The 13,880-nt window shown below is 64.7% G+C and carries 11 protein-coding genes; 9 read left to right on the top strand and 2 right to left on the bottom strand.

The features are described from left to right. The 9 genes from AB1346_14255 to AB1346_14215 form a co-directional block, all read left to right on the top strand. On the top strand, positions 1-1,797 hold a 1,797-nt coding region (locus AB1346_14255), incomplete at its 5' end, for a DUF3857 domain-containing protein (GenBank protein ID MEW6721605.1). 250 nt (positions 1,798-2,047) lie between these two features. Then, positions 2,048-3,118, top strand: coding sequence for an alpha-hydroxy acid oxidase (locus AB1346_14250; GenBank protein MEW6721604.1), 1,071 nt, complete (start codon positions 2,048-2,050; stop codon positions 3,116-3,118). A 17-nt stretch (positions 3,119-3,135) separates the two neighbouring features. Then, positions 3,136-3,945, top strand: coding sequence for an alpha/beta hydrolase (locus AB1346_14245; GenBank protein MEW6721603.1), 810 nt, complete (start codon positions 3,136-3,138; stop codon positions 3,943-3,945). A 165-nt stretch (positions 3,946-4,110) separates the two neighbouring features. Beyond that, positions 4,111-5,133 (top strand): NrtA/SsuA/CpmA family ABC transporter substrate-binding protein, encoded by a 1,023-nt coding sequence (locus tag AB1346_14240; protein ID MEW6721602.1) that lies wholly within the window; start codon positions 4,111-4,113, stop codon positions 5,131-5,133. Between the two features lie 45 nt (positions 5,134-5,178). Then, positions 5,179-6,921, top strand: coding sequence for a histidine kinase dimerization/phosphoacceptor domain -containing protein (locus tag AB1346_14235; protein MEW6721601.1), 1,743 nt, complete (start codon positions 5,179-5,181; stop codon positions 6,919-6,921). 62 nt (positions 6,922-6,983) lie between these two features. Then, positions 6,984-8,342 carry a sigma-54 dependent transcriptional regulator gene (locus AB1346_14230; protein ID MEW6721600.1) on the top strand — a complete coding sequence of 453 codons (1,359 nt, stop codon included), beginning with the start codon at positions 6,984-6,986 and terminating at the stop codon, positions 8,340-8,342. A gap of 155 nt (positions 8,343-8,497) precedes the next feature. Then, positions 8,498-9,085, top strand: a complete 588-nt coding sequence (locus tag AB1346_14225) for a hypothetical protein (GenBank protein MEW6721599.1) — start codon at positions 8,498-8,500, stop codon at positions 9,083-9,085. Continuing rightward, positions 9,082-10,926 (top strand): ATP-binding protein, encoded by a 1,845-nt coding sequence (locus tag AB1346_14220; GenBank protein ID MEW6721598.1) that lies wholly within the window; start codon positions 9,082-9,084, stop codon positions 10,924-10,926. The genes AB1346_14225 and AB1346_14220 overlap by 4 nt, the downstream gene beginning before the upstream one ends. Beyond that, a complete protein-coding gene (locus tag AB1346_14215; protein MEW6721597.1) occupies positions 10,926-12,923 on the top strand; it encodes an APC family permease in 1,998 nt (665 codons plus the stop codon). The genes AB1346_14220 and AB1346_14215 overlap by 1 nt, the downstream gene beginning before the upstream one ends. Before the next feature lie 176 nt (positions 12,924-13,099). On the opposite strand, the gene AB1346_14210 is transcribed toward AB1346_14215, so the two are convergent. After that, positions 13,100-13,474, bottom strand: a complete 375-nt coding sequence (locus AB1346_14210) for a DUF1232 domain-containing protein (GenBank protein MEW6721596.1) — start codon at positions 13,472-13,474, stop codon at positions 13,100-13,102. Further along, a partial coding sequence (locus AB1346_14205; protein MEW6721595.1) for a Chromate resistance protein ChrB occupies positions 13,471-13,880 on the bottom strand: 410 nt, incomplete at its 5' end. The genes AB1346_14205 and AB1346_14210, both read right to left, overlap by 4 nt.

Below are 13,880 nucleotides of genomic sequence, written 5' to 3'. Positions count from 1 at the left end.
ACGATTACCCGCGATGAAATGACGATCGATGTCGCGCGCGACGGAACCTTCGTCGAGGAAGTGGCACGGGAGGCCCTCATCCGCAACGAGGCAGGGCGCCAGGTCGCCGGAACATCGAGAATCGTTTACAACGCAAGGATCTCGAAGGTCGAAGTGCTGTCGGCGGAGACGGTGTTCGACGGCAAGACGCTTCCGGTGCCTTCCGGAGCGATCGTAAACAAGCCGGTCGCGGCCAATCTGCCGGGGTTCGACGAGCATGCGATGATCACCGTTCCGTTCCCGGCGGTCCAGGTGGGTTCGAGGCTCCGGATCCGCAAGAGGACGATCCAGAGGGAGGTGGCGTTCCCCGGCCATTATTCCCGATCCTTTTTCCCGGGAACGGACCTTGCCTGCGATCATTTCCGGCTGACGATCCGGTCGAAGAGGCCTTTGCGGGTCGCCGTCAACGATCCGGACGGAAACTTCGAAGTCGAGCACTTCATTGACGGGGACACGGACACGCTTCGCGTGAATCTCAAGAATCCGGTCTACCGGCGCCTGGTCGAAGAGACGGACTCCTCGTACCTGCCTGCATCGCGGCTTCCGCACATACAGGTTTCCACCGACGAATCGCTTGCCGGGCCGGCCGCTTCCGTGGCGGCGGCATACGAGGAAATCCTCTCCGGGCCGCTTCCGCCGCTTTTCGAGGAACAGGCGAAGTCGTTCTCCGGAGATGGCGGAGCTTTTCCCGACCGGCTCGACGCGCTCACCTCGTCGTTTTCGCAGCGGATCCGATACTTCGGCGACTGGCGTCCGCGAAACGGCGGCTACGTTCCGAGACCCCTTGGGGACATCGCGTCTTCGCAGTACGGGGACTGCAAGGACATGGCGACGGCCCTGGCTGCAATTCTCCGCAAGACCGGGATCCGGGCGGACATCGCGTGGATACGCCGCGGGCCGATTCCCATGGATCCGCCGCCGCTTGCCACCCCCGACGCCTATAACCACGCCATCGTTCGGGTGGTGCACGACGGCGTTACATACTGGGTCGATCCGACGAACAACGTAAGCTTCGCGCGCGGAATCGCTCCCGATCTCGCAGGCCGCGATGCAATGGTGCTGGAAGGAGGGAACCTGCGGAAAGCGCATGTGCCTTACCTCCCTTCCGACAGCGGGTTGGCTCGCGGGATCGGAACGTACTCCTTCACGCCCGATGGGGATGCAAGGATAACGGGACGTATCGAGCTATACGGACACCAGGCGGTATGGCTGACGGGCGCGGCCCGATACGCGTCTCCGGAAACCATCAAGTTCTCCATACTTCGGGGGATATCCGAAGGGCGCCGGGTCCTCTCCGGATCGGTAGGCGATTTCGACATGAGTTCGCCGGTGGTGCGCGACAAATCGATCGACGTCACTACGGAGGTCGAAGGCGCCGCCATCCGCACGACCGCCGGCCTGGCATATCGGCTCGAACACGACTCTCTGAAGATGTACTCGGTCATAGATCCGGAAAAGTACCAGGGAGACATCTTCCTCGGCGAACCGAACGTCACGGAGTCGGTGGACCGGATCGTCGGAAGCAGGTTGGTAGGGAAAAATCCCCCGCCGTGTCGAGTGAGCTCGCCGTGGATCGACGCCTCGTGGGAAGCCAGGGAAGACGGAGACAGCCTCGTCGTTTCCTCGCGCGTCACGCTGAAGAAGCCGATCCTGACCCGCGCTGAAATCGGCGGCCAGGCATTCGTCGATCTGCAGAAGGGGATCAGAAGGTGCTTCGGGGACTACGCGCTGGTCTTCGAACCGCGGAAGGGGAATTGAATATCGCTGCGGCAATGGAGAGGCGTCGCGCGGAAGGACTCGCGCGACTGCTTCCGCGAAGCTGTCCGGAAGATCGAATCGCATCTATAGTGCGGTATTGTGTAGATACGGCTCGGATGTGCGGCCGCGATGGAGGGGACATCATGCCGAAGGAGGAGGCGGCGGCTACACGCCGCGGGAAGCCGATCTCCCGGGTCATCCCTGAGAAGAATGGATCTCCCGAGGACTTGCTCCTGGAGATCGCAGTCTGATGGCGGCCCCGTCGAACCTCAACGAGTACGAGGCGTTGGCCAGGGAGAGTCTGTCTCCCGTCGTGTACGACTATTACGCCGGGGGAGCCGACGACGAGGTGACCCTCGGAGAGAATCTGCGGGCCTGGCGGCGGATCCGCCTGCGCCCCCGGCTGTTGGTCGATGTCAGCCGTATCGATCCGGCGATCACCCTCTTCGGCCGCGCGTTGTCCATGCCGGTTCTTACCGCACCATGCAGTTTCAACGCATTGGCGCATCCGGACGGGGAGTGCGCCGTGGCGAGGGCGGCGGAGGCGTCGGGGATCCTTCAGATCGTCAGCATGACGGCCAACAAATCGCTCGAAGAGATCGCCGCCTCCTCCCGGGGGCATCGATGGCTCCAGTTGATCTGTTTTCGCGACAGGGAGATCACCCGCGATCTGGTGCGGCGCGCCGAGGCCGCGGGCTGCTCCGCCCTGTGCGTCACCGTCGACCAGCCCCTTTTCGGCCGTCGCGAGCGCGATATCCGAAACGCATTTTCGCTTCCTCCCGGACTGACGATGAAAAACCTCGAGCCGTACGCGGCGGAAAGGCTTTCATCGGACGATCCGTCCGCGATGGGAAAATTCGTGGAGGACATGTTCGACTCGAGCTTCACGTGGGAAGTCATCGCCTGGCTGCGGTCCGTCACCAAACTACCGGTCGTGGTGAAAGGCGTTCTCACGGCGGAGGGCGCCCGTTTTGCCGTGGAGCACGGCGCGGCCGGGCTCGTCGTGTCGAATCATGGCGGCCGTCAGCTCGATACGGTGCCCGCCACGTGCGAAGCGCTGCCGGAGGTCGTCGACGCGGTGAAAGGAAAAGCGGACGTGCTGGTGGACGGCGGGATCCGGCGCGGTACGGATGTCCTGAAGGCGCTCGCGATGGGGGCCCGGGCCGTGGTCGTCGGGAGACCCTATCTATGGGGATTGGCCGTGGACGGAGAAGCGGGCGTGCGGCGGGTCCTGGAGCTGCTTCGCCGGGAAATCGTCCTCGCCATGGGGCTCGCCGGCCGCCCGACGATCGGGGGGATCGATCGCACGGTGATCCTTTGACGGCCGCCTCCAGGTTGATGACCGCCGCCGACTTGGCGATGCTGACGGAAGCGGCGGCGGATCACCGTCTCCCCTACGGCCCGGATCCCCAACAGTTCGGCGACCTTTATCTGCCCGGGCGACCCGGACCCCATCCCGTAATCGTCATGCTCCACGGCGGCTGCTGGCAGGCCGGATACGGCCTGGGGCATATGGGACAACTGTGCGCGGCACTCCGGAACGAGGGGTTCGCCGTGTGGAACCTCGAATATCGCCGGTTGGGGAACGGGGGCGGCTGGCCCGTCACTTTCCGGGATGTTTCGGCCGGGTCCGATTTTCTCAAAGAGATTGCGGGCCGGTTCCTCCTCGATCTGTCGCGGCCGATAGCCGTCGGTCACTCCGCCGGGGGCCATCTGGCGCTGTGGCTGGCGGGACGCCATCGGCTGCCGGCGGCCAGTCCGCTCTTTTCGAATGGTCTTCCGATGCGGGGCGTTCTGGTCCTGGCGGGCATTCCCGATCTTGCGGAGGGCGCGAAGCGCGGGATATGCGGTGGCGCCTGTCGTGATCTGGCGGGCGGCTCTCCGGAAGAGGTTCCCGACAGATACCGGCAGGCGTCGCCCATGGCGCTATTGCCTTTTGGAGTGCCCCAACGGCATCTGATCGGACTCGAGGACGAGGTGATTCCCGTCGATTACATCCGGAAATATGTCGCTGCCGCCGGCAAGCTCGATGACGTGCGTGTCGATCTTGTCCCGGACGCCGGCCACTATGAGCTGATCGTGCCCCGCCCGCCCGCGTGGACGTTTGTCAGAAATGCGGCGCTCGCCATTTTCAACAGATCGATCTGAGGATCCCAAGGGGACGGTCGCGACGTTCGTACCGGGGGAGCGATCCCTTCCCCGCGGATGGATCCCGATGTGCTAACATCAGGGGCACGGGGCTGAAGTAAACTCGATATTTCCGCCGCCAGCTCATTTTTTCCGCCGGGATTCGCCAATAACGCGGGGATCCGAATGAGAAGAACGGAAGAACGGTCTCCCGATCGCCTGTTCAGTCTTCGCCTGGTCTTCGCGGTTTTGATACTCCTCGCCGGCTGCGATCGCGGACCGGCGCTCCCGGGGGCGGGCGGAGGGAAGAAGATCACCGTCGCCCTGACGCCCTGGCTTGCGTCCGTCCCCATCTATCTCGCTCAAGAAAAAGGGTATTTCCGGGACGAGGGGCTCGACGTGGCCCTCCGTCCCTTCGAATCGGGGCACCTGGGGCTTGCGGCCGTGCTCTCGGGCGGTGCGGATTTCGCAACCGCCGGAGAAACGCCGATCGCCCGCGCCGCCGTCGACGGCAAGCCGGTCATGGTTGTCGCCACCTTGGCCGAGGTCGACGATGCGATCCTGATCATCGCCCGGCGAGACCGAGGCATCAGGGTAGCCTGTGACCTCAGGGGCAAGACAGTCGGCCGCGTCGCCGGCACCACGGCACACTTTTTCCTCGATATCTACCTGACGACGGACCACATCGATCCGAAGGACGTCCGGATCGTCGATCTTCCGGCGGATCGCGTGGTCCGGTCTCTGATGAACGGGGAGGTCGACGCCGTCAGCACATGGGCGCCCCACACGACGACCCTGCAGGACATGCTCGGCGCCAACGCCGTGGTTCTGTACGAGCCGGGGCTTTACACGATGACCTGGAACCTCATTGCCGCCAGGGAGCTCGCCCAGCGCGATCCGGATGTTGTCGCCCGTTTCCTCCGGGCGATCCTCCGGGCGGAACGTCTCGTCGCCGAGCGTCCCGCCGAGGCGCGGGCCGCGGCGGTCAGGGCTTTCGGATCCGCCGGCGTTTCGGTGGAGCGGGAGTGGTCCCGCTGCCGGTTTGTCACGCGGCTCGACCAGAGCCTGCTCCTGTACCTGGAAGACCAGGCCCGATGGATGATCCGGAAGGAGGCCGGCAGGAGGAAAGCGCCCAACTTCAGAAATCACGTTTTCACGAAGCCGCTCAAGACGGTCTCCCCCGAAGCGGTCCTCATCGTGGGCGAATAGGGCGCTTCCGTGCGGGTCTCGACGAAACTATCGGTCGCTGCCCTGATGCCGACGGTTGTGATGCTGGCGGTCGGCGCGGCGCTCGTCTTTTCCTACCGGTCGCACAAGGCATTGGAAGAGAAGCGGATGGCCGCCTACCGGATCAGCGACGCCATGAGCGACCTGAACGAACAGGTCCGCAGCTACGTGCTCCATCACGAGGAGCGCCCCCGGCAACAGTTCCTGCTCAAGCACCAGGAGGTGACCGGGCTGGTCGTCGCGGCCCGGTTCGAAGGCCCGCAGCGTCAGCTGTTGACCAGGGTGGGCGCGGAGCTGGAGTTGATGGAGGCTCTGTTCTGGAAGCTGATTTTATCCCATGAACGACTGGGCTCCCGCGGGGACGACGCCTTGTCCCGGGAGGCCGAAGAGCGGCTTGCTGGACAGCTCCTGATCCGGTCGAGCAACGCCAGGACGGAGGCTTCCCGGCTCGTTGCCATGATCGGCCGGGACATCAACGCGGGCCGGCGACGGATCATCGCGTTTGTCCTCGTGTTCATGGGCCTCATCGCCGCCGCGCAATTCGGCGTGCTGACCGGCCTGACGAGAAGCATCGCCTTTTCCCTGGAAAAGCTCCGGAAGGGCGCCGAAGCCGTCGAGACCGGGGGGCTGGATCACCGGATCGGCATAATCTCGAACGACGAGTTCGGCGACCTTGCGCGGGACTTCGACCGGATGAGCGGGAAGCTCCAGGCGACCACGGTCTCCCGGGACGAATTGAGCGCCAGCGAGCAGCGTTATGCCACGACTCTGGCCAGCATCGGCGATGCGGTCATCGCAACCGATGTCGAGGGACGGATCGCCTTCATGAACGCCGTGGCGGAAGAGCTGACGGGCTGGAGCCGGGCCGATGCCGCGGCCCGGCCCGTCACCCAGGTATTCAGAATCATCAACGAACATACCCGCAACGTTGTGGAAGACCCGGTTGCCAAGGTGCTCCGGCTCGGGATGATCGTGGGCCTTGCCAACCACACCCTCCTTGTCCGGAAGGACGGGACGGAAATACCGATCGACGACAGCGGAGCTCCCATCAGGAGCGGAAGCGGCCAAACGACAGGCGTCGTGCTGGTCTTTCGCGACATCGTCGAGCGCAGGCGGGCGGAAGAGGCGCTGCGCGCCTCGCTTGCGGACAAGGACGTTCTCATGCGGGAGCTGGCGCACCGGACGAAGAACAACATGCAGATGATCGCCAGCCTGTTGTCTCTTCAGGCCACGGCGTCTTCGGACGATAATTTCGTGCGCGCCGTCTCGGAAACCCAGGGGCGGATCCGCGCGATGTCGCTGGTCCACGAAAACCTGTACCAGGCCGGAAACATCGCCTCCATGGACATCAAGGATTACGTGGAAAACCTTCTGAATATCCTTCTCGGCTCCCGCCAGGCGCCCGAAGGGTCCGTTCGAGCCAACCTGGAGATGGAAGAGCTCTTCCTGTCCGTCGACGGGGCGCTTCCCTGCGGCCTGATCATCAACGAACTGGTCTCGAATTCGCTCAAGCACGCCTTCGCCGGCGGGAAATCCGGGAACATCTTCCTGTCCTTGCGACGGGTCGGAGAAAATATCGAGCTCAGGTACAGGGACGACGGCCCGGGCCTTCCCCGGGACCTGGATCTCTCCCGCGTCAAGTCCCTCGGTTTGAAGCTTGTCCACGGTCTTGCGGTGCGGCAACTTCGGGGGACGATGGAAATCCGGCACGACCCCGTCTGGGAAATCGTGTTCACGTTCGGCCGCATCGCCCACGTGGAGAGGATGTAAGTCTTCCTCCGATACATCGGCTGTCATCCTCTCGGGATAATTTGCCGTCGGGAAGGGAGGGCGTGACCACGCAGACGCAGGCCGGTTCTCCGCTGAGCATCCTCGTCGTCGACGACGAGGGCAACATCCGGAAGACGCTCTCCATCTGCCTCGAGGCCGACGGCCACCGCGTCTCCGCCGTCAGCAACTTCAACGACGCGGTCGCGGAAGCGTCGAGGAAAACCTTCCACCTGGCCTTCGTCGACCTTCGCCTCGGCACGGCGGACGGCCTCGACCTGATCCCCGTCCTGCTGGCCGGCAGCCCGTGGATGAAGATCATCGTCATCACGGCATACGCCTCGATCGACACGGCGGTGGAGGCGATGCGCCGCGGGGCGACCGACTACATCCCGAAGCCGTTCACTCCCGGCCAGGTGTCCATGGCCGTGCGCAAGGTCGACCAGGTCCGCACGCTGGAGCAGAAGTTGGCGGGGCTCCAGGAAGATCTGGAGCGGGCGTTCCCGGAACACCGGTTCGCCAGCGGCAGCCCCGCGATGCAGCGGGCGATCGAGACGGCCCGGCAGGCGGCGCCGTCCGACGCCGCGATCCTGCTGCGCGGGGAGAGCGGGACCGGGAAGACGGTCCTTGGCCGCGCGATCCACCGATGGAGCGCGCGCTCCGCGAGGCCGTTCGCGGTCGTGTCGTGTCCTTCGATTCCGGGCGAGCTGCTGGAGAGCGAGCTGTTCGGCCACGCCCGGGGAGCGTTCACCGGCGCGGTCCGCGACAATCCCGGCCGCATCGCGGCCTGCGAGGGGGGAACGCTCTTTCTCGACGAAGTCGGAGATCTTCCGCTTTCCATCCAGCCCAAGCTTCTGCGCTTCCTGCAGGAGGGGGAATACGAGCGGCTCGGAGACGCCTCCACCCGCCGCGCCAACGTCCGCGTCATCAGCGCCACGAACCGGAATCTCGAGGGAGAGATACCGGAAGGGCGATACCGCGAGGACCTTTATTACCGGCTCAACGTCATCCAGATCGAGCTGCCGCCGTTGCGGGAGCGAACGGAGGACCTGGAGGAGCTCTCGGCGCAGATGCTCGCTTTTTACGGCAAGCTCCATCATCGCCGGTTCCTCGGCTTCACGGAAGACGCCCTGCAGGCGATGAAGCGCCACCGGTGGCCCGGGAACCTGAGGGAGCTGCGCAACGTCATCGAGCGGGCTTCCATCCTGTGCCGGTCGGAACGGGTCGGGTCGGAATTCTTCCCCGGAGCCGTCGCTGCCGGGGAGACCCCGCCCTCGGTCGGCGGGATGGTGAGTCTCGAGAAGATCGAGGAAGAGCACATCCGCCGGGTGATCGCGGCCACCTCCTCGCTGCAGCATGCGGCCGAGATCCTCGGCATCGACCAGACCACGCTCTGGCGCCGGCGGAAGCAGTACGGCATATAGCCCGCATTTCATTTTGCAATGGCCCAGCGGGACTCACCTTGCGTTCTGCAGGGTTCCAATCGCAAAAGCTCTTGAAAACCCACTAAATTCCAGCAAATTTCCGACTGCGATCCCGGTATGCCTTTTGCTCCTGTTTCTTCCGGGAGACGGGGAAAATGCGGGCCGGCGGAATCGGATGCAAGAGCGACTTCCTTGGGGCGCTGCTCCTTGCGGCGGCGCTTTTCTGTCTGATCCCCGAGCGGGGCTCCGCGCAGATCCTGACCGCCGGCCAGGGGTTCGGCGGCCTGAAGTGGGGAGACACCGTCGAGGAGGCGCTGAGGATCCACCCGGACCTGCGGTTCGAAGGGTATCGGCTCGTCCGGGAGAAGGAAGCGCCGTTCCAGGCATACGTCCGGGAGCGCGCGGCGAACCGGATCGACGGCGTGAGGTTCGATTCGCTGGAGTACTGGTTCCGCGGCAACCGGCTCCTCGAGATCCGCGCCGTGATGCAGTCCCGCATCGGGCCCAGGACCCTGGTGACGCAGGCGGAGCGCTCCTATGACGTTCTCGCCGGCCGCATCCGCAAGGCATACGGCCTTCCCGGCACGCAGACGGTGAAATACGTCAGCCAGTATCTCGCGGTCGTCAAGGAGACGACGTGGGCGGCGCGGGGCGTGAACATCCGCCTGAAATACAACGGGGCGGACCGGGGGGACGTGGACCGGCTCACGCTCGAAATGGAAAAGACGGGAGGCGCGCCATGAGCCTGCGCCAAAAGCTGGCCCTCGGCTTCCTCGGGCTGCTGATCGTCATGACGGGGATCGCGGCGCACAACCTCACGAGGATCTCCGCCCTAGGGGATTCGATCGAGGTGATCCTCCGGGAGAATTACCGCAGCGTCGTGGCGTGCCAGCAGATGAAGGAAGCGATCGACCGGATGGACAGCGGCGCCGTCTTCGTCCTGTTGAACGCCGAGGACAAGGGAAACGAGCAGATCCGCGCGCACCAGCCGCTGTTCGAGAACGCGCTTCGGACGGAGCTGGGCAACATCACCCTGCCGGGGGAGGAAGCCGCGGCGCGGGAGCTGGAGCGGCTGTACGGCGGGTACAAGTCCTCCCTGGCGGTGCTGTCGGACCCCGAAGTCGGCCGGGAGGCGCGCCGGAAGGCGTATTTCGACGCGATCCTGCCGCTGTTCCAGCGGATCAAGGAGCATGCGGACACGATCGAGCGGATGAACCAGCGGAACATGGTGGAGATGGACGCGCGCGCGAAGCGGATGGCGGAGTCCGTCCGCCGGCAGACCTACCTGATGCTCGTCGCCTCGCTGCTGGTCGCCGCAGCGTTCCTGTTCCTCACGGGCCGGTGGATCCTCCAGCCGATCCGGCGTCTGATCTCCTCCGCCAACGAAATCCGGGCCGGGAAGCTGGACCTCGCGATTCCCATCGCTTCCCGGGACGAGATCGGCCAGCTCTCCGAGGCGTTCAACGAGATGGCGGTGAGCCTGCGCGAATTCCGGCGGACCGAGCAGGCCAAGCTGCTGCGGAGCCAGCGTTCCACGCAGCAGGCGTTCGCAAGCCTTCCCGACGCGATCGCGGTCCTGACGGCTGAAGGGGAGGTGGAGGTGGCCACTAGGGCGGCGGCCGATATTTTCGGCCTCCGGGCGGGCTCCCGCCTGCGGGACGCGGCACATCCGTGGATGGCGGATCTCGCCGGGAAGGCCCTTTCGGAAGGGCGCCCGGTGGACGGCGAAGGCGGGCTGGCGGTCGTCCAGCATTTCGTGCGGAACGAGGAGCGGTTCTTCCGGCCGCAGGCCGTTCCGATCCTCGACTCGTCGCGGGAGGCCGCGGGAGTGGTCCTGATTCTGCGGGATGTCACGCAACAGCGGCAGCAGGACGAGATGAAGCGCAGCGTGATCGATACCGTCTCGCACCAGCTCAGGACGCCGCTCACCTCGATCCGGATGGCGCTGCGCCTCCTGCTCGACGAGAAGGTCGGAACGCTCGGCCCGAAGCAGTCGGAGCTGGCGGCCGCCGCCAGCGAGGATGCCGACCGGCTCCACGACATCATCGAGAGCCTGCTGGACATCGGGCACCTGGAGTCGGGTCGGGCGAACCTGGACCTGCGCGCCGTATCGCCTCAGGAGCTCCTCGCCGCGAATTCGGACGCGTATCGGAGCAGGGCGCGCGACGCAGGCGTCGCATTGACGTACGACGTGCCGGCGGGGCTACCCGACGTGTGGGCGGATCCCGCCCGCATCGCGCACGTCTTCGAGAACCTGCTGTCCAATTCCCTGAAATACACCTCTCCCGGCGGGAGCGTCCATCTTTCCGCGAAGGAAGAGGGGGAGGCCGTGCGCTTTGCCGTCCGTGACACCGGCGCCGGGATTCCGCGGCAGTACCTGCCGCACATCTTCGAGCCGTTCTTCCGGGTCCCGGGCCAGGAACGGGCGACAGGCGTGGGGCTCGGCCTCGCCATCATGAGGGACATCGTGGTCGCGCACGGCGGGACCGTCGGGGCGGAAAGCGGGGAGGGAACCGGCAGCATCATATTCTTCTCGCTCCCGAAGGCCGGCGGGGGCAAGGGGACCAAGGGAGAGGCGGAATAGTGACGGATCCGAATTCGCCGAACGGAAACGAATCCTTCTACCGGCGGGTGAAGCACTTCCTGTTCGGGGCGCCCCGGGACCTGTTCGACCCGAAGATATTTCACCGCGTCTCGCTGGTCGCCTTCTTCGCCTGGGTGGGGCTGGGCGCGGACGGGATCTCGTCCTCCTGTTACGGCCCGGAGGAGGCCTTTCTCGCCTTGGGCCGCCACTCGGTCCTTGCGGTCATCATCGCCGTGATGTCGATCGCCACCATCCTGATCATCTCGGGCAGCTACATGCAGATCATCGAGGCGTTCCCTTCGGGCGGCGGCGGGTACATCGTCGCGTCCAAGCTTCTCGGGGAGAACGCCGGGGTCGTCTCGGGATCGGCGCTCGTGATCGACTACATCCTGACGATCACGATCTCCATCGCCTCGGGCGCCGACGCCTTCTTCAGCATCCTCCCGCCGGAGATGCTGCAGTACAAAAACGGATTCGTTACGTTCGTCATCCTTGTGATGATGTGGCTGAACCTGCGCGGAGTCCGGGAGTCCGTCGCCGTTTTCACGCCGGTCTTCATGATATTCATCCTGAGCCATGTCCCGTTGCTCCTGTACGCCATGCTGCGGCACGTTCCCGAGATTCCCGCGGTGGCCGCGGACGTTTCCCGCGACTTCCGCGGCGCCGTGGGGGAAATGGGGTGGCTCGGAGTGGGGGCGCTGCTCATGCGCGCCTTCTCGATGGGCGGCGGGACCTTTACCGGCATCGAGGCCGTGAGCAACTCCATGCAGACGCTGCGGGAGCCCCGGGTGCAGACCGGGAAGAAGGCGATGCTCTACATGGCCCTTTCCCTGTCGTTCCTGGCGGGCGGGATCCTCCTCAGCTATCTCCTCTACCGGATCGCGCCGGTGCACGGGCGGACCTTGAACGCCGTGCTCTTCGAAAGGGTCGTGGGGGACTTTAGCGGGGGGAACCTGGGGAAGGCGCTCCTGGCCGTGGTCCTCGCGTCGGAGACCGCGCTGCTGTTCATCGCCGCCCAGACCGGCATCATCGACGGGCCCCAGGTGCTCTCCAACATGGCGCTCGACTACTACGCGCCCAGGCGGTTCGCCCACCTTTCCGAGCGTCTGGTCCGCAAGTACGGGGTGGTCTTCATGGGGGGGATGGCGCTGCTGATGCTTTACATCTCCGCCGGATCGGTCAGGTACCTCGTCATCATGTATTCCATCAACGTGTTCCTGACCTTCACCCTTTCCCAGCTCGGAATGGTGCTCCATTGGTGGAAGGACCGCGGCGCCGAGCGGAAATGGAAGCGCGGGATGGCGGTGAACGGCGTGGGGTTCGTCCTCACCGGCGTCCTGCTTTGCCTCACGATCTGGTTCAAGTTTCCCGAAGGGGGGTGGGTGACGCTGCTGATCACCGGCATCTTCGTCGCTGCGAGCTTCGGGATTCGCCGCCACTACCGCTCGGCCCAGGAGAGCATGAAGCGGCTGGACGAGCTGCTCCTGGCGCTGCCCCCGGTGACCGTCCCGGCCGCAATGGAACCGGTATTGCGGCGGCAGGCGCCCACGGCGGTCATCATGGTATCCGGATATAACGGTCTCGGGATGCACGTGCTCTTCTCGGTCATACGCCAGTTCCCGGGGATGTTCAGGAACTTCGTGTTCATCTCCGCCGGCGTGATCGACACGAGCGTGTTCAAGGGGGCGGCCGAGGTGGAGAACCTGGCGAAGAGCCTGAAGGACCAGCTCGCGAAATATGTCGAGTTCGTCAAGGGGCACGGATTCTACGGGGAAGCCCGGACCATGGTGGGGATCGACGCCATCGAGTGCATCGCCCACCTGGCCGGGGAAGTGGCGAAGGATTTCCCCAACCAGTGCGTATTCGCCGGGAAGCTCGTTTTCCAGGACGAGAACGTCCTCACCCGTCTGCTCCACAACCAGACCGCCTTCATGGCGCAGAAGCGGCTGGTCTTCGCCGGCCAGACGATGATCGTGCTGCCGATCCGGGTGCTTTGAAACAGCAGAACGGCAGAACGCAGAACGGCAGAACAGGGACGTTCCTTAGAACTTCCGCAGAAGCGGGACAGACGTGTGAATAACGCCGGTACCTGCTGCCGATCTGAAGAAAGACCCGGTTCCGCTTCTTCTTCCCCGGAATGCAGGCGCTGTCGAGGAAACTCCGATATCGGGGATCACTTGATAAGCCAAATGCCGGCAGCGGCGATCGAGAGCCAGATCATGACAATGAAGATCGCTCCCACCACGCTGCGGGGACGTTCTTCCGCAAGACGCCGGGCGGCCTCCAGCCGAAGGTCGATCATGACCTCGGCCGGCACCATTCGGACCGTGAGCCATATGAAGAGCGGAAGAACGAACAACTCGTCCACATAGCCGAGCACCGGGATGAAATCGGGAATCAGGTCGATGGGGCTGAAGGCGTATGCCGCCGTCGCCATGGCCATCGCCTTGGCGTACCAGGGGACCCTGGGATCCCTTCCGGCCAGGTAGAGAGCCGTGACGTCCCGTTTGATGTCCCTCGCCCATGCTTTCAGTCGCGCCCACATCATGTTTTTCCCTCCATTCCCTCGCGCTCGTATACCTTTCGGGTGAATCCTTCCAGCAGCTTTGCCCCCTCGGCCAGCCGCGCTTCGGCCTCCCGGCGGCCGGGCGCTTCGAAGAAATCCCGCTCCTGCACCTTCGCCATCCACCGCTTGAGTTTTTCCCGATCGGCCTCCAGGTCTTCCAGCTCCGCGAACGTGAATTTCTCTTTCCGGGTTTCCCGGCGGACTTCGTCCTCGAACCGTTCTTCGTTCTCCACGATCTCCGCATACTCTTCGTCGCGAGTCGCATTGAATCCCGCGATCACCCTGGCTTCCCACTGCGCATCCGGCGAAGTAGTGGTCAGAAGGCTCGCTTCGCCGCCGAACTCCTCGATCTTCGAGACCAGCTTCCCGAATTCCGAGATGAGATCAG

It is taken from the genome of Thermodesulfobacteriota bacterium (assembly GCA_040758155.1).
In the GTDB taxonomy this organism is placed as follows: domain Bacteria; phylum Desulfobacterota; class Deferrimicrobia; order Deferrimicrobiales; family Deferrimicrobiaceae; genus UBA2219.
Note: the sequence above shows the minus strand (reverse complement) of the source record. Positions and strands in the feature narration are given on the sequence as shown.

Bases quoted from the DNA above. Each gene is read 5' to 3' on its own strand.
- AB1346_14250 (MEW6721604.1), top strand. From the start codon at position 2,048: ATGGCGGCCCCGTCGAACCTCAACGAGTACGAGGCGTTGGCCAGGGAG.
- AB1346_14245 (MEW6721603.1), top strand. From the start codon at position 3,136: ATGACCGCCGCCGACTTGGCGATGCTGACGGAAGCGGCGGCGGATCAC.
- AB1346_14240 (MEW6721602.1), top strand. From the start codon at position 4,111: ATGAGAAGAACGGAAGAACGGTCTCCCGATCGCCTGTTCAGTCTTCGC.
- AB1346_14235 (MEW6721601.1), top strand. From the start codon at position 5,179: ATGCCGACGGTTGTGATGCTGGCGGTCGGCGCGGCGCTCGTCTTTTCC.
- AB1346_14225 (MEW6721599.1), top strand. From the start codon at position 8,498: ATGCGGGCCGGCGGAATCGGATGCAAGAGCGACTTCCTTGGGGCGCTG.
- AB1346_14220 (MEW6721598.1), top strand. From the start codon at position 9,082: ATGAGCCTGCGCCAAAAGCTGGCCCTCGGCTTCCTCGGGCTGCTGATC.
- AB1346_14210 (MEW6721596.1), bottom strand. From the start codon at position 13,474: ATGATGTGGGCGCGACTGAAAGCATGGGCGAGGGACATCAAACGGGAC.